This is a genomic window from Thiomicrospira sp. (assembly GCF_036568485.1).
Classification (GTDB): domain Bacteria; phylum Pseudomonadota; class Gammaproteobacteria; order Thiomicrospirales; family Thiomicrospiraceae; genus Thiomicrospira.
This window is the reverse complement of sequence record NZ_DATCSL010000062.1, coordinates 24,660-42,468: the sequence shown is the minus strand read 5'-3', so window position 1 is coordinate 42,468 and position 17,809 is coordinate 24,660. Positions and strand designations below refer to the sequence as shown.

At 45.8% G+C, this 17,809-nt stretch carries 16 protein-coding genes and 1 pseudogene; 7 read left to right on the top strand and 10 right to left on the bottom strand.

Annotation, left to right across the window (positions count from 1 at the left end; translation table 11 throughout):
• The 10 genes and pseudogenes from VIM91_RS06700 to VIM91_RS06655 all read right to left on the bottom strand — a co-directional run.
• Positions 1-540: pseudogene (locus tag VIM91_RS06700) on the bottom strand (3'-5' exonuclease); the annotation flags it as partial.
• A gap of 119 nt (positions 541-659) precedes the next feature.
• On the bottom strand, positions 660-989 hold the full coding sequence (locus VIM91_RS06695; protein WP_331864046.1) for a Na+/H+ antiporter subunit G: 330 nt from the start codon (positions 987-989) through the stop codon (positions 660-662).
• A 9-nt stretch (positions 990-998) separates the two neighbouring features.
• Positions 999-1,268 (bottom strand): K+/H+ antiporter subunit F, encoded by a 270-nt coding sequence (locus VIM91_RS06690; RefSeq protein WP_331864045.1) that lies wholly within the window; start codon positions 1,266-1,268, stop codon positions 999-1,001.
• Entirely contained in the window at positions 1,262-1,756 is a 495-nt protein-coding gene (locus VIM91_RS06685; protein ID WP_331864044.1) for a Na+/H+ antiporter subunit E, read from the bottom strand. Before VIM91_RS06685 ends, VIM91_RS06690 begins: the two co-directional genes overlap by 7 nt.
• Positions 1,756-3,279 (bottom strand): monovalent cation/H+ antiporter subunit D, encoded by a 1,524-nt coding sequence (locus VIM91_RS06680; protein ID WP_331864043.1) that lies wholly within the window; start codon positions 3,277-3,279, stop codon positions 1,756-1,758. Before VIM91_RS06680 ends, VIM91_RS06685 begins: the two co-directional genes overlap by 1 nt.
• Positions 3,276-3,662: a Na+/H+ antiporter subunit C gene (locus tag VIM91_RS06675; RefSeq protein ID WP_331864042.1), complete on the bottom strand. Its 387-nt coding sequence runs from the start codon at positions 3,660-3,662 to the stop codon at positions 3,276-3,278. The genes VIM91_RS06680 and VIM91_RS06675 overlap by 4 nt, the downstream gene beginning before the upstream one ends.
• A complete protein-coding gene (locus tag VIM91_RS06670) occupies positions 3,662-6,490 on the bottom strand; it encodes a monovalent cation/H+ antiporter subunit A (protein ID WP_331864041.1) in 2,829 nt (942 codons plus the stop codon). The genes VIM91_RS06675 and VIM91_RS06670 overlap by 1 nt, the downstream gene beginning before the upstream one ends.
• A 113-nt stretch (positions 6,491-6,603) precedes the next feature.
• On the bottom strand, positions 6,604-7,311 hold the full coding sequence (locus VIM91_RS06665) for a DUF3581 domain-containing protein (RefSeq protein ID WP_331864040.1): 708 nt from the start codon (positions 7,309-7,311) through the stop codon (positions 6,604-6,606).
• A 96-nt stretch (positions 7,312-7,407) separates the two neighbouring features.
• Positions 7,408-9,096: a sensor domain-containing protein gene (locus tag VIM91_RS06660; protein WP_331864039.1), complete on the bottom strand. Its 1,689-nt coding sequence runs from the start codon at positions 9,094-9,096 to the stop codon at positions 7,408-7,410.
• Positions 9,097-9,209: 113 nt separating this feature from the next.
• The gene (locus VIM91_RS06655; RefSeq protein ID WP_331864038.1) at positions 9,210-10,127 is read right to left on the bottom strand and encodes a histone deacetylase family protein; all 918 of its coding nucleotides are present in this window, start codon (positions 10,125-10,127) and stop codon (positions 9,210-9,212) included.
• Between the two features lie 48 nt (positions 10,128-10,175).
• Between VIM91_RS06655 and VIM91_RS06650 the strand changes: the two genes are divergently transcribed.
• The 7 genes from VIM91_RS06650 to VIM91_RS06620 all read left to right on the top strand — a co-directional run bounded on the left by VIM91_RS06650 (position 10,176) and on the right by VIM91_RS06620 (position 17,783).
• Positions 10,176-12,851, top strand: coding sequence for a bifunctional acetate--CoA ligase family protein/GNAT family N-acetyltransferase (locus tag VIM91_RS06650; RefSeq protein ID WP_331864037.1), 2,676 nt, complete (start codon positions 10,176-10,178; stop codon positions 12,849-12,851).
• Between the two features lie 78 nt (positions 12,852-12,929).
• Positions 12,930-14,033: a TRAP transporter substrate-binding protein gene (locus VIM91_RS06645; RefSeq protein WP_331864036.1), complete on the top strand. Its 1,104-nt coding sequence runs from the start codon at positions 12,930-12,932 to the stop codon at positions 14,031-14,033.
• 24 nt (positions 14,034-14,057) lie between these two features.
• A complete protein-coding gene (locus tag VIM91_RS06640) occupies positions 14,058-15,065 on the top strand; it encodes a 2-hydroxyacid dehydrogenase (RefSeq protein ID WP_331864035.1) in 1,008 nt (335 codons plus the stop codon).
• Positions 15,066-15,341: 276 nt separating this feature from the next.
• On the top strand, positions 15,342-15,935 hold the full coding sequence (locus VIM91_RS06635) for an LPP20 family lipoprotein (protein WP_331864034.1): 594 nt from the start codon (positions 15,342-15,344) through the stop codon (positions 15,933-15,935).
• 83 nt (positions 15,936-16,018) lie between these two features.
• Positions 16,019-16,189 (top strand): hypothetical protein, encoded by a 171-nt coding sequence (locus VIM91_RS06630; protein ID WP_331864033.1) that lies wholly within the window; start codon positions 16,019-16,021, stop codon positions 16,187-16,189.
• Positions 16,173-16,622, top strand: coding sequence for a hypothetical protein (locus tag VIM91_RS06625; protein ID WP_331864032.1), 450 nt, complete (start codon positions 16,173-16,175; stop codon positions 16,620-16,622). The genes VIM91_RS06630 and VIM91_RS06625 overlap by 17 nt, the downstream gene beginning before the upstream one ends.
• Positions 16,623-16,649: 27 nt before the next feature.
• On the top strand, positions 16,650-17,783 hold the full coding sequence (locus tag VIM91_RS06620) for a transglycosylase SLT domain-containing protein (RefSeq protein ID WP_331864031.1): 1,134 nt from the start codon (positions 16,650-16,652) through the stop codon (positions 17,781-17,783).
• The last annotated feature ends 26 nt before the right edge of the window (positions 17,784-17,809 follow it).

The following is a 17,809-nucleotide window of genomic DNA, read 5'->3' as shown; positions in this document are numbered from 1 at the left end:
ACCTTCCAAATCACAAATCGAAATTTGAATCACGTCCGCTTCGGGATTAGTGCAAATGTCAGTCGCTTCGATATCCAAACACAGCACTTTTTTGCCTTTGAGGGCTTTATCGTGCTGTTTAAGTTTGTATAAAGCATCATTGCGGTTTTCTTTGATCAGTGGGATCACATCTGATTGGGTGAACTCGCTAATTAAGGCCTCAATCGCCAGTTGAGCTTTATTCATGGAGCGGGTCAAGGACGCACGCACGGCTTCATCTTCTGAAGCGCGTTGAATAAATTCTTCACAACTGATGACTTCGTCTTCTGAGATGATGAGTTGATCTAACGCGGTATGGGCAATTTTTTTGGTGTTGTAATCGAACTGTTCAAGCGGTGGAATACGCAGACCGGCCGATAACAATGCCTTTTCGCCTTTGGCGGGGGAGGCAACAAGCTGAACCCCTTTGATATCTAAGCCATCTGAGGCCGTGACAGCGACAATGTATTCTTTTAAAGGTTGGTTACGTTTATCAAATAAAATCAGTTGCGCCTGGCTCATAATGGTGGGATTCAGCTTAAGTGTAAAAAACCGTCATTTTATCAGTAAGGGCTAGTTTTGTCGGAGTTTTTGTAGGCAAGCGCCTCACCACCAGGTCTGGTGGTGAGAGCGACAGATAGTTAGAAATGATCAGTTTCAGATATGTTTTTGGTGCGTTCGACTTGTTTCAGTTTGATATGTAAAGCAGCTTTGGCCATCAAATGTGCGCTAACCGGAGCGGTGATAAACAAAAATAACGTCACCAAAACTTCATGCAAACTGGCTTGGTCTGTTTTAAATGTAAAGTAAAGCGCCGAGGCTAATAAAATTGCACCTACGCCCAAAGTGGTGGCTTTGGTTGGGCCGTGTAAACGCATAAAAAAGTCCGGTAATTTGTATAGTCCAACCGAACCGACGAGCGTAAAAAAGGCACCAATGAGTACCAGTAAAGCTAAAATCCATTCCAACATACTATGTCCTTATTCCATGATATCGCCGCGCAATAGATATTTGCTTAGGGCCACTGTGCCAACAAATCCCATTACCGCGATTAACAGCGCGGCTTCAAAATAAAGCGCGCTTCCTAAGTGGAGGCCAAGCAAAATCAGTAGCGCAATCGCATTAATATATAGGGTGTCTAACGCCAAAATTCGATCTGGCAGATCGGGGCCCTTTATTAAGCGAGCCAAACTGAGTACCAGCGCTAAGCTGACCAGCGCAAATGCAATCGGTAACACCGTGGTTAGCATGATACAAACACCTCCATTAGTGGTTTTTCATAACGCTGTTTGATTTCATTAATGGTGGCATCTATGTCTTCTACGTGCAGCCCATGTACCAATAATTGGCGCTTATCGGCTGAGAGATCACAAGATACCGTACCCGGTGTTAATGAAATGGTATTGGCTAATAAACTGATACCAATCGGACTGGTAATGTCCAAATCAATAGAAATAAAGCTAGGTTGCAAGCATTCATTTTTGCCCAATATTAGTTTGGCGACGGTGAAGTTCGCGACCAAAATATCCCATAACACCACCAGGATAAATTTGAGCAGTGTCACGGGTTTATGCAGGCAAATCTTTTCAGGCCAAAAGCTAGACGTTAACCACGGAATAAACGTCGCCAAAACAAATCCTAAAACGATATGCCCGGCAGATAGCGTGTTGTTAAGTAATAGCCAGGTTGCCCAAAGAACCAACATTAAAATCGGATGCGGAAACAGTGTCTTAAGCATTATTCAACCCTCTGTGTCGCTGGTATTGATAACACCGCTTCAATATAGGTGGCGTTATCAAAAACTTGGGTGGATACCATTTCGGTATAAGCGGTGATCGGGTTGGCAAAGATAACCAAAATTGGGCTGATCGCCAATAAACCGATGACCGCACTAAATGACGCACGATTAAGGGGTTCGCCAGGTAAAACTTCGACCGGTTGTGTGCGGTAGAAAAGCAGCGACCCTGCACGCGCCATCGCAATGATCATTAACAAACTGGCAATTAACACCGTTGCTAATATGGCAAAGAACCAGGTATTTTCAAGCGCCGCAGACAGGATCAATACCTTGCCAAAAAAACCTGATAACGGCGGCATGCCGGTCATGGCGATGGCGCCAAACATAAAGACACTGCCAATTAAAATAGCATTAGGCATAATGGGGGCAGATTTAAATCGATCTTCAGCAACACCTCGACCACGTGCAATAACATCGGCGAGTAAGAACATACCACCGGCTATTAAGGTGGAGTGTATTAAATAATATAAGGTCGCCGTCAGCGCTTCTGGACTGTTCAGGCCGACACCAATCAGTAAGGTCGCGACAGAGGCCAAAACTAAATAAGCCACTTGTTCACGTAAGCCACGCGCGGCCATGACACCAAAGGCCGCCAGCAGCAAGGTGACCAAGCCCAAGCTCAGTACCCAAGGTGTATAGAAGTTGGCTAAATCACCCGCCTGTTCACCAAAAATAGTACCGTGTACGCGGATAATGGAATAGATGCCGACCTTTGTCATAATTGCGAACAAGGCTGCAACTGGCGCCGAAGTTTGAGCATAGGCATTTGGCATCCATAAATACAGCGGGAACATGGCAGCTTTGACACCAAATACCACTAAAAGCAATAACCCCGCAGCGGCAATCAAACCTAAGTCTTCGGCAGGCGCCACCGATATTTTGGCGGCCATATCGGCAATATTTAACGTGCCGACCGCACCATAAAGCGCGCCGACCGCAAATAAGAATAATGTGGAGCCAATCAGGTTAATGACCACATAATGCAGACCCGCTTTTGTACGTAAACGCCCACCACCATGCAAAAGCAAACCATAAGAGGCTAGTAGTAAGACTTCAAAGAATACAAATAGGTTAAACACATCCCCCGTTAAAAAGGCGCCGTTTAAACCGAATAATTGCAGTTGAAATAGCACATGAAAGTGAGAGCCTTGTCTGTCATATTGAGCCGCAGTCGCATACCAAAGTGCCGCTAATGCCAGCAAAGACGTAATTAAAACCATTAAAGCTGAAAGTTGATCCAGTACAAATACGATGCCAAAGGGGGCGATCCAATTGCCAGCTAAATAAACCTGATGAACGCCGGTAACCGAGACTTTAACCATCTCGATACTCATAAAGACCAAACCTAATACGACCAGTAGGTTAAGCGATCGTTGTAGGCGTAAGCCACCCATGCGGGCGAAGAGTAAAACAAAGCCAGCGATAAGAGGTAACAATACAGCCCAGGCAGTTAATTGCATCATGATTTTGCCTCCTGGTTATTATGGGCTGTGGTTTGTTCAGATAGCCGTTCATCGTCTGCGAGATGGATACCGTCGACATGATCATTGCCCATTTCACCGCGCGCTTTTAGAGCCAATACGATTAAGAAGGCGGTCATCCCAAATGCGATAACAATCGCAGTGAGTACCAAAGCTTGAGGCAAAGGGTCGGCATAACCGGCTGCGGCGGCATCAATGACCGCCGGTTGACCAATGGTTAAACGTCCCATTGCAAACAAAAATACGTTTACGGCATAAGCCAATAAAGTTAAACCTAATACGACCGGAAAGGTTCGGGCGCGTAAAGTTAAATAAACGCCGGCGCTGGTCATGACACCAATAAGAATTGCGATTAACCACTCCATTATTTTGACTCCTGTTGCGGGCTGTGACCATTATGGTGAGAGGCGTAACTGAGTTTACCGAGTTGAACCAAACTCATCACGGTTGCACCCACTACGACTAAAAACACCCCGACATCAAACGCGATCGCACTGGCGACTTCAAACTTGCCGACTACCGGCCAATTTAAATAGGTAAAGGTAGACGTTAAGAATGGGAAACCTAAACCAATCGCAACTAAGCCAGTGCCGGTTGCGACCAATAAGCCAAAGCCCATTACCCAATGCATATCTGCTTTTAAGCGATTACTGGTCCACTCAATGCCATTCGACAGGTATTGCACAATTAAGGCGACCGCTGCGATTAAACCTGCGATAAAACCACCGCCTGGCAAGTTATGGCCGCGTAAGAAAATGTACACCGCAACCATCAACATTAAAGGTAACAAGAGGCGGGTCAAAGTTTGCATGATCATGGGGTGGTTATCTGAGTTCCATTGGCGCCCATGTGCATCCTTGTCTGGGGCAGGCAGCTTCATGCCTTCTAGCATGGCAAAAATACCCAAACCAGCCAGAGCCAATACCACGATTTCGCCGAGTGTATCAATGCCACGAAAATCCACTAAGATCACATTGACAACGTTGGTACCGCCACCACCTGGCTTAGCATTTTCTAGGAAATAGGTTGAAATCGGATCGTATTCCCGACTTAATACCGCCATGGTAAATAAGGTGACACCAACCCCTGCCAAAATTGAAAGGATGGCATCACGGCTTAAACGCAGGCGCCCGACTTCTTTGGGGCTGGATTGCGGTAGGAAATAAAGCGCTAACAATAATAAAACAACTGTGACCACTTCCACCGACAGCTGAGTCAGTGCTAAGTCGGGGGCTGAAAACTTCACAAAGCCTAGTGACACAATTAACCCGACAACACCAATGGTAATGAGCGCCGTTAAACGTTGTTGATGCCAGCGCACGGTTAAATAACTTGCAATAATTAAAGCCAATGCGGCAATTAGGGTTACCGCATCCACTGGTAAGGTTTCACGATTGCCCAACAAAGCAGCCGGCATCGATATAAAGCCAATCAGGCCAGCGATAAGCGCGCTGGCAATTACCCAAACGGCGGCATGTTGAAGTGAACCTTTGTCAAAAGCACGAGTTAGGCGAACCGAAAAACGTAAGCTAGACAAGAGAATCGCGTTATAGATAATACGCGCATCCATTCGGGCGATGAAACGCTCATGCCAAACAAACAAACGCTCGCGTACAAAGTAGACCGCTACCCCTAAAGACAGGGCGAGTAAACTCATCATGAGTGGCAAGTTGAAGCCATGCCAAATTGCTAAGCTGTAATCCGGCGGTGTGGCTTGAAGTGTACCAGCTACCGCCACGGCAAGGATCGGAGCGACCGTAAACATCGGAACGATGCCAACCGCCAAACAAATGATCACCAGCAGGTCGACCGGGATTTTCATAAAACGAGGCGGCTCGTGGGGTGTTTTGGGTAGATCAATGGGTTCGCCATTAAAGAATACATCGTGAATAAAACGCAATGAATAAGCTACCGAGAAAATTGCGGCGATCGTCACAATGATCGGAATAAACCAAGCTAATATCGAGGCATGTGAGGCTGTGACAGCTTGTTCAAAAAACATCTCTTTACTTAAGAAGCCGTTTAACAAGGGCACGCCAGCCATGGCGGCCGCGGCAATCATCGCCAATACAGCGGTGTGTGGCATATATTTAAGCAAACCGTTGAGTTTGCGCATGTCACGTGTGCCGGTTTCGTGATCAATAATACCGGCCACCATAAATAAGGAAGCCTTAAAGGTCGCGTGGTTAATTATGTGGAAGATCGCGGCCACCGCGGCCATATGGGTGCCAAAACCGAATAGTAAGGTGATTAAACCTAAATGACTGATGGTGGAATAAGCCAGCAGGCCTTTTAAATCATGTTTGAATAACGCGGTATAAGCGCCAATCACAAACGTGATCATCCCAGCCCCGCCGACTAACCACATCCATTCCGGCGTGCCAGATAAGGCCGGGAAAAAACGTGCCAATAAGAAAATTCCAGCCTTAACCATCGTCGCCGAATGCAAATAAGCCGAAACCGGAGTCGGCGCCGCCATCGCATGGGGCAACCAAAAGTGGAAAGGGAACTGTGCAGATTTGGTAAAGACGCCCAATAAAATCAATACCAAGGCGGGGACATAAAGTTCGTGGTTGCGAATCAGTTCACCAGCGGCCAGCACATCGGTTAAGTTGTAGCTGCCAACAATGTTCCCTAATACTAACACGCCACCTAATAAAGCTAAGCCACCCGCACCGGTAATGGCTAAAGCCATACGTGCGCCTTGACGGGCGTCTTTGCGATGTTGCCAATAACTGATTAATAAGAAAGAGCTTAATGAGGTCAGTTCCCAAAACACCACTAGCTGAATCATGTTTTCGGATAACACAATCCCCAGCATGGAGCCCATGAACATTAATAGGTAAGCAAAGAAACGTCCCATTGAATCTTTTGGTGACAAGTAATAGCGGGCATAGACAATGATGAGTAAGCCGATCACCAAAATAAGCATCGCAAATAACAGAGAAAGCCCGTCTAAACGGAAGGCAAAATCGAGGCCAATGGCGGGCATCCATGCCCAACTTTGTACTAGGGTTTCGCCGTTAAAAGGGATGCTAAACGTCGGTGCTAAAAAAGCCATGGCCAGCACGGTAATGCCCGCCGCCGTCCAAGCTGACGCGACCCGGCTTAGTTTGGAAGACCAAGCCGCTAAAATGGCTCCGACAAAGGGAAGTAAGGCAACAATCGGGAGATTAAACGCAACTAAACTCATGGGCTTCCTAACTATTTAAGAGGTAGTAATAAATTCGTTTTATAAGTGCAAAAGCTTACCATGACTGCCTAGGTTGTCAATAATGAGCAAAACCACCAGGCCTGGTGGTTAAGTTAGATGCGATAGTTGGATTTTGTTTGCTCGTATAGCTGGATCAGGTTATCGAGTTGAGCCTGATCAAACTCGCGCAAACCACTTAATACCATGGTTTTATAGCCAGAACCAACACGTTGGCCGGACTCACAAATATCAAACTCCATTCGAACCAAACCACGTTTGCCGCTGACATTTAACGAGCTATTGGTGAGTTCTAAACTCGGGCGCTCGGCACTTAAATTTTCAAAATTAAAGGCCATGCTTTCATAGATCACCATAGGCTTATCTGGGTTGATCATAACGTTTTCCTGCTGCATTAAGGGCACTAGAATATGAGGAAAACTGTGGCCTGAAAAGGCGACATAAGCGCGTGAAAAGGCCTCAATTAAAGTCATGTTGTGACTAATGTCGCCGTCGCGTGATACTTCTAAATAAGGTTTTTCATTGGTGTCGGCAATGCAAAATTCGGACGCTTGAGTTTCAGGAAAATTGAGCACCACGCCTTTGCCCACCATGCCGGTGTACTTAAATGCCATGTTTTTGGCTAAACCATAACGAGCCAAAACTAAGGCGAACAACAAATCGCCTGGTACACAAAAGCGCTTTGAATCTGGATTGTGTAAGGGGTTAAAATCGTCTGAAATTTGTTTGGCGAATTGACTGCCCTGCTCGGGGGTGATGGTGATGGTTGAACCTTGGCTAGCGTGAAATGGATCTAAATACATAGCAACTCAGTGGGTTAAATTTATAAAGGGGTTATGATACTGAAAATTCGGTAGAGAGTCACGAGCTAAGCGTTGGCTTAAGGCGCGGTTTGATGATTAAGCAGGCGGATTGGCAAGTGGAAAGTCATTCTGCATAAATTCGATCATATTCTCGGCCGGCATGGGTTTGCCATATAAAAAGCCTTGAATGTGGCGGCAACCCAACTCAGTCAAAATATTGGTTTGTTCTTGATGCTCAACCCCTTCGGCAATAATGCTCAAGCCTAGGGTTTCAGCCATCCGAATAATCGCGGTCACAATCACCGCGTCTTCAGACTCTAAATGCAAGTCGGTGACGAATGAGCGATCAATTTTGACCTTGTTGAACATACCGCGCTTTAAACTGGCAAAAGACGAATAACCCGTACCAAAGTCATCAATGGCGATTTTAATGCCAAGCGAGGTAATGTTTTTTAATAATGCAAACGTCGCTTCTGGGTTTTTGACCATCGAGGTTTCGGTGATTTCGAGTTCGATTTGACTCAGGTCAAGCGCTGGATAACGTGTGGGTAAGCTCATCACCAGTTCAATAAAACTGCTATGTTCCAATTGTTTGGGCGATACATTGATACTGACGGGAATAGTGTAACCTTGATTTTTCCAATCTATATGCTGCTCAATCGCATGGGTTAGCACCCACTCGCCTATGGGGACAATTAAATTTGAGGTTTCAGCAAACGGAATAAATTCAGCCGGCGACACCGAACCTAATAATGGATTGTGCCAGCGAATTAAGGCCTCACAGCCCACGAGGTGTTGATCATGGTTATCGACTTGCGGCTGAAAATAAAGTTCAAATTCATTATTTAAAATCGCTTTTTTAAGTTCCAGCTCCATCATATGAGTCTGGCTGATTTCGGCATCCATGCCGCTGCGATAAAAGTGAAACTGGTTTTTACCATCTTGTTTAGCACGGTTTTTAGCGATGTCCGCATGTTGCATAAGGGTGTTGCAATCCGTGCCATCTTCAGGGTAAAGACTGATGCCCATACTGCAAGACATCATCATCTCGCCAACCTGAGTCTCAAACGGCTGAGAAAATAGCGCATTTATCGCTTCACAGTGTTTAAAAACTTGTTGCATGTCGGCTTTTTCAACTAACAATACAAACTCATCACCGCCAAAACTAGCCAGGGTATGGTTTTCTTCGGTTAGTTGATTTAAGCAGCGCGCGGCGTGTTGAATCAATTCGTCACCAACATGATGGCCATAGCGATCATTAATGATTTTTAGACTGTCGATATCAATAAAGAATAAGGCTAATTTATGCTGGTAACGTTTTGCCATGTGCATGGCATGTTCAAACATTTCTTTGAACAAATCCATTTTGGGCAGTTGAGTCAGTTTGTCGTAGTCTTTTAAATAACTTAAGCGCTTTTGAGTGTCTTCTAACTCAGTGACATCTTGGCCTAAACACACTAATGAAGCCTGATTTTGATCGTTATTTAAAAAACCATGGTGCCAATTGAACGCATGCAGATGTCCAGCGTGATCCAGTAGGTGATGATGAAAGGTGACATGCGTGAGTTGAAGGGTCTTAACTTCGTTTAGGTGACGTTTTAACGCGGTTTGTTCGTCCACTGGCACATAACGTTCGATCCAGTTTTGATTCAATAGTTCTTCTTCCGTTTGCCCCAGTAGTTGACAGGCAAAGGGGTTGATAGATTTAACGCAACCCTGGTCATCGAGTGTAAGGATAACTTGCTGGCTGTGATCGAATAAATGTTGTGCGAGTTGTTTTTGCATAGTGGCGGCTATTATGCAGACCTAAAATTTTAAAAGGAAGCCTTACTATATCCTTAATTTCCCAAAATTTGTTTATGGGTCTATATCCGATCAAATTAAGCTAGAGCGTCCGATTACAGGTCTGCGAGGGTTTTTACGTGCGCAACAACACTTAAACCTAGTGAGGTTAAGTCGTAGCCACCTTCTAGGCTTGAAATAATGCGACCTTCGCAAAGTTGATTGGCTTTTTCCACCAACATCTGAGTCCAGGCCTGGTAGTCTTTTTCATGTAAATTCCAATGGGCTAATGGATCCATTTGGTGGCCATCAAAACCAGCGGAAACAAAAATCAGTTGTGGTTTAGCGGCTTCTAAAAACCACCAGGCCTGCTGCCAGCTTTGCAACCAAGTTTCGCCACTGGTTTGTGCTGGCATGGGCAATTTAAGCTCATTGGGCAAGTCTGACACCGCCGGGCTAAACGGATAAATGTCGGTTTCGAAGTTAGAGATCAAGTGAACACGTGGCTCTTGGCGAATATAGCTTTCTGTACCATTGCCGTGGTGAACATCGATATCTAAAATCGCGACGCGTTCTAAACCATATTTTTCCAGTGCATAGGCCGCGCCAATGGCCACGTGATTGAGTAAACAAAAACCCATCGGTCTGTCTACTTCGGCGTGATGTCCTGGCGGACGCACATTGCAGAATGCGCGTTTTACTTCGCCGGACAATACCGCGTCAACGGCCTCAAGTACCGCGCCACTGGCATAACGCGCCGCCAGCAAGCTTTGTGGAGACAAGGCGGTATCTTCATCCAGTTTGACCGAACCGGTTTCGGGAATGGCCTCGCTCAAGACCTTTAAAAAATGCGCCGTGTGGACACGCAAGATGTCTTCGTCACTGGCTTGACGTGCTTCTCGGCTCAGCACATAATCAAGCAAACGCGCGCTGAGCAATGCATCTTCGATGCGACTAAAACGTTCAGCGTTTTCAGGGTGACCTGAGCCATTGTTATGTTGTTTGCACATTGGGTGGCTAACATATAAAAACATCATGCCTCCGGGGTGTGAACCCGTTTAAATTAAGCGTAAAGGGATTTTATGGGACCGCACTATTTAACCACATTATTTAACCCGAAATCGGTGGCGGTGTTTGGCGCCAGTGAGCGTGCTAACTCAGTGGGCGGTACGGCTTTTGTTAACCTGCTTGCCGCCGGGTTTAAAGGCAAGGTTTATCCAATTAATCCTAAGCATCGCATGATTCAAAGTCAACCTTGTTATGCGTCGGTTGACTTGATTAAAGAGTCGATAGATTTAGCGGTGGTCGCGACCCCCGCGAGTACATTGCTCAATGTATTGCATGCTTGCGGCGAGAAGGCCATCAAGCATGTGGTTGTTTTATCGGCCGGGTTTGAAGATGCCAAGGGAAAAGCGTTGCAAGCTCAAATGCTGCAAGTGGCACAATCTTATGGCATGCGATTAGTGGGGCCAAATTGTTTGGGCATTATGCGCCCCGCTATCGGTCTTAATGCCACTTTTAGTAAAAACCAAGCGAACCCTGGGCATATTGCATTTGTTTCGCAAAGTGGCGCTTTGTGTACCGCGGTACTGGATTGGGCCGAGGCGAATGATGTTGGATTTTCTTTAGTGGCTTCAACAGGCGATGCGGCCGATTTGGACTTTGGTGAGTTGCTGGATTATCTAGCGACGGATTCGAAAACTCAAAGTATTTTGCTTTATATCGAAGGCATTGCCCATTCAAGACGTTTTATCAGTGGCTTAAAAAAAGCTGCGCGCATGAAGCCCGTGATTTTATTGAAATCTGGGCGTATGCCAGAAGGTACGCAAGCCGCTATTTCGCACACCGGTGCGATGGTGGGGGCGGACGATGTCTTTAATGCCGCAATTGAACGCGCCGGGGTGGTGCGTGCCTTAAGTATCTCTCAATTATTTTCAGCAGCTAAAGTGTTATCCAGCCAAGTACGTTTGAAAAATCAACGCTTGGCGATTCTGACGAATGGCGGTGGGCCGGGCGTGATGGCGACGGATCGTGCGGCCGAATTAGGGATTGTCATGCCCGCGCCACAAGCCGAATCCTTAGCGAGCTTGAATGATGTCTTGCCGGCGCATTGGTCACATGCCAATCCGGTGGATATTCTGGGGGATGCGGATGCCGAACGTTATATTCAAGCTTTGGATATTTGTTTAAACGATGTTAATTATGACGCGGTGTTGGTGCTTTTAACTCCTCAAGCCATGACCGATCCAACGAGTGTTGCCAAGGCCATCGTCAAACATTTAAAGGCAAAAAACACCACTAAACCGGTGATTACCGCTTGGTTGGGTGAGCGTTTGGTGTCACAAGCTCGTCAGATATTTGCTAAAGCTGGGCTACCAACCTTTCGCACGCCAGAGGCGGCGGTCGAAGCGATTCATTTCTTGGGGCAATATCATCAAAACCAAGCGTTGTTGATGCAGGTACCCGAAGCTTTAGAAGATTTTACGCCCGACTTTGAAGGTGCTCGTTTAATCGTTCAGCATGCGCTAGCACAAAAACGTAAAGTTCTAAGCGCGACCGAAACCCGAGCTGTATTACATGCGTTTGATATTCCGGTGACGCCAGTAATTGAAGCCCGAGATACCAGCAGCGCTCTGATTGCAGCCGAAACCTTAGGGTTTCCGGTGGCGCTAAAAATTAATTCACCAGACATTACCCATAAATCGGATTCAGGCGGTGTGGTGTTAAATGTCAGTCATGCCGCGGATGTACCCAATGCCTTTCGTGAGCTGATGGAAACGGTGCAAGCTCACGAACCTCAGGCTCGATTAGATGGGGTGACAGTTGAACCTATGGCGAAACTGAAGCATGCACGCGAGTTAATTATTGGCGTGAGTCGTGATCCGGTTTTTGGTCCAGCGATTTCGTTTGGTCGTGGTGGTACTGCGGTAGAAGTGGATAAGGATAGCCACACTTCTTTGCCGCCCTTGAATGCGTTTATGGCGCGTAAGATGATTGGCTGTACAAAAGTTTCCAAAATGCTGGAGAGTTTTCGCGGTATGCCGGCGGTTAATATGGACGAAATTATTCGGGTATTGATGCGTGTATCAGATTTGGTTTCTGAGTTGCCTGAAATTAATGAACTGGATTTAAACCCAATTTTCGCGGGTCCAGATGGCGTCATGGCGGTGGATGCACGTATTAGTGTGGCACAGACATCGGCGATGGCGCCGGCTTATTCACATATGGCGATCCACCCTTATCCGGCACACTTAAAAACCAATGTGCCTTTGCCAAATGGTTTAATCATGCAGATTCGGCCGATTCGTCCTGAGGATGCACGCATTGAAGAAGATTTTGTCGCCAGCTTGTCAGAAAAAACCAAATATTTACGCTTTATGCAAAGCGTACAGAAACTCAGTCATGAGATGTTGATTCGGTTTACTCAAATTGATTATGACCGTGAGATGGCGTTTGTTGCTTTAACCCGTATCAAAGGCGAGACCATCGAGCTGGGTGTAACACGTTACACCACCAATCCAGATGGTGAAAGTTGTGAATTTGCGCTGGTGGTTCGCGATGACTATCAACACCAAGGCATTGGAAGCCGATTATTAGAGGTTTTAATCAGCCATGCACAATCACGTGGTTTAAAAGTGATGATGGGCGAAGTATTAGCCGAAAATCACGCTATGCTTGAGCTGGCTAAACAGCATGGCTTTAAAGCGCAGGTAATGGAGGATGATCCGACGGTGATCGAAGTGGCTTTAAGACTCTAATCACCATTTTGCTAGGTTTTTTATATTAGGGATGGATTTGTCTATAATGGCCATTATTCAATTTAGGGAGAGAACAGAGTGCGCAGACGTCAATTATTAGGTGGGTTAACCGCGCTTGCGGCCGCTACAAGTTTACCAGGCCTGGTGGGGTGTCAATCCGAGTCGGATTCAGTGGCAAATAAAGATAATCGTGTATTTAAATGGAAAATGGTCACGGCTTGGCCTAAGAATTTCCCCGGGTTAGGAACAGGCGCGAATCAGTTGGCCAGTTTGATTAATGAAATGTCAGGTGGTCGCATTCAAGTGAGCGTGTACGGTGCGGGTGAAATGGTGGGGCCGTTTGAAGTATTTGATGCGGTTTCTCAAGGTCGTGCCGAACTCGGTCATGCCGCCGCTTATTATTGGAAGGGTAAACTACCCAGCGCCGATTTTTTTACTGGTGTCCCGCTGGGTTTAACCGCTGAAGAAATGAACAGCTGGTTATATAACGGCGGCGGTTTAGAGCTTTGGGAAGAAGCTTATAAACCTTTTGGCTTGATCCCGAATCCAGCCGGCAATACGGGCACGCAAATGGGGGGCTGGTTTAATCGCGAAGTTAACAGCTTAGCGGATTTAAAAGGTCTCAAAATACGCATGCCGGGTTTGGGTGCTGAGGTTTATGCCAAAGTGGGGGCGGTGCCCGTTAATTTGCCCGGTAATGAATTGTTTCAAGCCATGCAAAGTGGTTTGATCGATGCGGTCGAGTTTGTTGGGCCCTATAATGATTTGGCTTTTGGATTTCATCGTGTGGCAAGCTACTATTATTCGCCCGGTTGGCAAGAGCCAGGTTCGACGATGGAATGTATGATCAACGAACAAGCCTTTAACGAACTGCCAAAGGATTTGCAGAGTATTGTGCGTAATGCGATGAAAGTCGCTAATTTGAATATGCTTTCCGAATATACCGCTCGAAATCAACAGGCTTTAACCAGCTTGGTTGATGAACACCAAGTTCAGCTACGCGAATTTCCACAAGAGGTCTTGTTAGCTTTAAAACAGGCTTCAGCAGAAGTGGTCGAAGCCGCGGCAGATCGTGATCCGCTGGCGAAAAAAGTATGGGCTTCACAAAAAGCCTTTCGTGACCAAGTCGCACCCTGGACGAAACACTCGTTAAAATCTTTTTTAGATTTGCGCGACTTATAACCCCTTACCCGATCGGAGCTTGAGATGAAAGTCGCCGTATTCAGCAGCAAACCTTACGATAAAGCATCCTTGCGCCGTTACGAGGTAGCCGAATTGGCGATGCAGTATTTTGAAGTGCCGTTGAATGTTGCAACCGCGCATTATGCGCAAGGCTTTGACGCGGTGAGTGCGTTTGTGAATGATGAATTAAATGAAGCGACGATAGAAATCTTGGCGAATGGTGGCTGTAAGCTGATCGCTTTACGTTGCGCGGGTTTTAATAATGTGGATTTAAAAGCGGCCGAAAGTCTGGGGGTAAAAATTGTACGTGTCCCGGCCTATTCACCTTATGCAGTGGCTGAACATACGATTGGCTTAATGTTGGCGTTAAGTCGCAAACTTTATAAATCCTACAACCGAGTGCGTGAAGGTAATTTCTCGTTGAATGGTTTATTAGGTTTCGACTTTTATGGCAAAACTGTCGGGATTATTGGTGCGGGTAAAATAGGTTTATTGGTGGCTGAACGTCTTAAAGCGTTTGGTTGTCATGTGTTGGTATACGATCCTTATTTGTGTAAAACCTGTAAAGAACAAGGTTTTGAGCAGGTGCCTTTAGATCAGCTTTATGAAGAATCTCACATTGTGTCATTACATTGTCCCTTGACTAAGGACACGCATCGGATGATTAACCAAGCCAGTATTGAAAAAATGCGTAACGGAGTAATGCTCATCAACACCGGACGCGGTGCATTGATTGAAACCCAAGCTTTGATACAGGCTTTAAAGTCGAAAAAAATTGGTTATGTTGGGTTGGATGTGTATGAAGAAGAAGGCCCGTTGTTTTTTGAAGACCATTCCAATGACATTATTTTAGATGATAATTTTGAACGTCTTATGACTTTTCCCAACGTGCTGGTAACCGGTCATCAAGCCTATTTTACCGAAGAGGCACTCGACCATATCGCACAAACCACCATCGAAAATCTCCTCGCTTTTAAACAGCATGCGCCTTTAAGCAATGAAGTCAGTCTAGCCAACTCGCAATTTCATTAATTATTTGGCGTTCTCTGCTCACACAGGGTTCTGAATAAATAAGTTTATTTAACCACCAGACCTGGTGGTTAAGGTTTTGATTGAGTTGGATTTGTTTGAAATTACGCATGATTTTTTGCTTTACCTTAAAAATGAACGCACTTGTTTTTGCGCAATAATTTGGTTGATTTTTACAAACAAGTGCTTACGTTTTTTTGATGGTTGAATTAAGATGAACTAGAAATTAAAGTCGTCGCGATGTCGACGGTGTGGTTAAGTTTTTTCAGGAGAGAAGTAATGAAACTAATAAAATTAATTCCGGTGTTATCAATGGTCGGTTTATTAGCCGCTTGTGGCGGTAAAGAAGTCAAGCCTGAACCCGTTCAGACAGTCGTACCTGATTGTTCCTTCCCAGGTACCACAACACCGGCACCCGGTTGGATTTGTGATGAGCCGGTACCCGGCGTTGAAATTTCAGCTGTTGGCGTGACGGAGCCGTCTAAAGCCGGTATCTCATTTATGCGTGATCAGGCTGCGGCGGATGCGCGTGGACGTTTAGCTGAGCAGGTTCAAGTCAGTGCGCAGAAAATGGTAAAAAGCTATTTAGGTACCACTGGTGTGGGTGATGCGGAAACCGTAGACGCTGCGGCTAGTTCAACCTTGCGTACGGTTGCCAACCAAGAGTTGTATGGTTCAAAAATCTACCGTTCATTACAAGCGCCCGATGGACGCTACTTCGTCTTGATGGGGATTGATAAAGAAAATGCGCAAAAAATCATTCAACAGTCTGTTAACACCAGCATGAAAAATGACCAAGCTTTGTGGCAGCAGTTCCAGTCTCAAAAATCATTTGAGGAAATGTCGGCCGAAATTGCAAAACAACCTATGTAATTAGGGATGAAGAAAGCCTCGATAACTCGAGGCTTTTTTTTACTTTACGATCTGTTACAAACTTAAATATAAGTGAGCATGATATGAAGTTATTATTTTTGATGGTCTCTTTGAGTACGTTAGTGCTCAGTGGTTGTGCCAATATGGCGATGTCGGAAGCCGAGCGTATGCAACTTGAGCGCGCCAAAGCGGACGCACAAAAAGCGGAATCAGATAAGTCATTTAAAGAGCTGGATCGTGTTACTAAAGATTAACTTTTATTACGCAGCCGTTGTTCTTTATGCCTTGGGGCTTCTAGTAGCCGGTTGTGCAACCAGCTCCAGCCAAACTTTTTCAGAGACAAAACGTCCAGCTTGGACTCAGCCTGGCTTTGTACCAGAACAAGGTGTGGTGCGATCTGGTGCTTTGCATATTAATGGCCGAGATGCGACACGCGATTGGGTGTTTAATCAGGTGTTGGTGGAGTTTTCTAAAGCCCAGTTTGGCAGTAAGATTTCACTCAATACTCAGTTAAGTAAATCGACCCAGGTTTATAACGATCAAGTAACCGATCGAGTTCAGCAGGTGGATTATGCTGAAATCACCTCGGCCAATGAGTCGGCGCTTGTGAAGGCAAAAATAAAAGCCGAATGGTTTGATTCGGTTAGCCAGCGCTTGTATTTATGGGTGGTGCCGCTTGTTGAATAAAATTAAAACCTTAAAAATAGATAAAGCATGATTAGACGTGAATTTTTAAAAGTCAGCATGGGGTTGTCGCTCTTTAGCAGCTGGCATATTTCACAAGCGCAAACAGATGAGTTTGATCGCTACCAGCAAAGCCAAAATCAAGCCTTTAGCGATTATAAATCCGACCTAGAAGCGGCCTTTCATGCCTATAAACAACTCAACGATCGTGCGTTTAATCAGTATAAGGCTTCGATTCAGCAACGTTGGTCTCAAGTCGAAGTGTCGAGTCCAAAACGTTGGGTGACCTATGATAAAGGTTTGTCGCATAAACTGATCATTGACTATGAAACCGGTGAGGTACGTGTTGAAAGTGTGTTGCCACCCAGTGCAGCGCATCAGGCTGAAATCGAAGCCATGATTAAACAGATCAACCGCAGTGGTTTTAGTGAATTGGTAGAGCGAGATCCGGTTGATCAAGCCTTAAATCAATTTACGCGCCAACAAGCGGCTCAGCTTAGTGAGTTAGATGGCACTCTAGCGGCTACCCAAGTATTGCGTTTGCCCGAAACCTTGTCGAAACCTCAATTGGTTAGCCAAAACCAACAACCTATTGTGCGTTATGTGATGCCGCTTAGCATTGAGTCCTTAACAAAACGTGAGCAACCTTATTGGCAGGAAGTGAATAAACAAGCGAAGCGTTGGCAGGTGGATGCCGCTCTGATTATGGCGATTACACGTACTGAAAGTGCCTTTAATCCGTTGGCTAAATCCTATGTGCCGGCATTTGGTTTGATGCAGATTGTGCCGCGTTCGGCTGGTATGGATGCAAGCCAATTGATTTATGGTCAGTCGAGGTTAGTTTCGCCCAGTTATCTTTATAACCCTAGCAATAACATACAAATGGGCAGTGCCTATTTGCATTTATTGCAGTACCGTTATTTCAAAGAAGTTAAAGATCCAACCGCGCGCCTTTATTGTGTGATTGCGGCTTATAACACCGGGCCGGGTAATGTGGCCCGCGCCATCACGGGCAACACTAAATTAACCCCCATGTATGCTAAGGTTAATGCCATGACTGCAGCACAGCTGCACGAGCAATTAATGGTTAATTTACCCTATGACGAAACCAAAAATTATTTACGCAAAGTGCTGGCTGCGCAGGCCAACTATCAAAAGGCTTAGCCTGTAAAACGGCCGATTAAAAATAA

Coding starts and splice junctions, on each gene's coding strand:
- VIM91_RS06695 (WP_331864046.1), bottom strand. CDS start 989: ATGTTGGAATGGATTTTAGCTTTACTGGTACTCATTGGTGCCTTTTTT.
- VIM91_RS06690 (WP_331864045.1), bottom strand. CDS start 1,268: ATGCTAACCACGGTGTTACCGATTGCATTTGCGCTGGTCAGCTTAGCG.
- VIM91_RS06685 (WP_331864044.1), bottom strand. CDS start 1,756: ATGCTTAAGACACTGTTTCCGCATCCGATTTTAATGTTGGTTCTTTGG.
- VIM91_RS06680 (WP_331864043.1), bottom strand. CDS start 3,279: ATGATGCAATTAACTGCCTGGGCTGTATTGTTACCTCTTATCGCTGGC.
- VIM91_RS06675 (WP_331864042.1), bottom strand. CDS start 3,662: ATGGAGTGGTTAATCGCAATTCTTATTGGTGTCATGACCAGCGCCGGC.
- VIM91_RS06670 (WP_331864041.1), bottom strand. CDS start 6,490: ATGAGTTTAGTTGCGTTTAATCTCCCGATTGTTGCCTTACTTCCCTTT.
- VIM91_RS06665 (WP_331864040.1), bottom strand. CDS start 7,311: ATGTATTTAGATCCATTTCACGCTAGCCAAGGTTCAACCATCACCATC.
- VIM91_RS06660 (WP_331864039.1), bottom strand. CDS start 9,096: ATGCAAAAACAACTCGCACAACATTTATTCGATCACAGCCAGCAAGTT.
- VIM91_RS06655 (WP_331864038.1), bottom strand. CDS start 10,127: ATGTTTTTATATGTTAGCCACCCAATGTGCAAACAACATAACAATGGC.
- VIM91_RS06650 (WP_331864037.1), top strand. CDS start 10,176: ATGGGACCGCACTATTTAACCACATTATTTAACCCGAAATCGGTGGCG.
- VIM91_RS06640 (WP_331864035.1), top strand. CDS start 14,058: ATGAAAGTCGCCGTATTCAGCAGCAAACCTTACGATAAAGCATCCTTG.
- VIM91_RS06635 (WP_331864034.1), top strand. CDS start 15,342: ATGAAACTAATAAAATTAATTCCGGTGTTATCAATGGTCGGTTTATTA.
- VIM91_RS06630 (WP_331864033.1), top strand. CDS start 16,019: ATGAAGTTATTATTTTTGATGGTCTCTTTGAGTACGTTAGTGCTCAGT.
- VIM91_RS06620 (WP_331864031.1), top strand. CDS start 16,650: ATGATTAGACGTGAATTTTTAAAAGTCAGCATGGGGTTGTCGCTCTTT.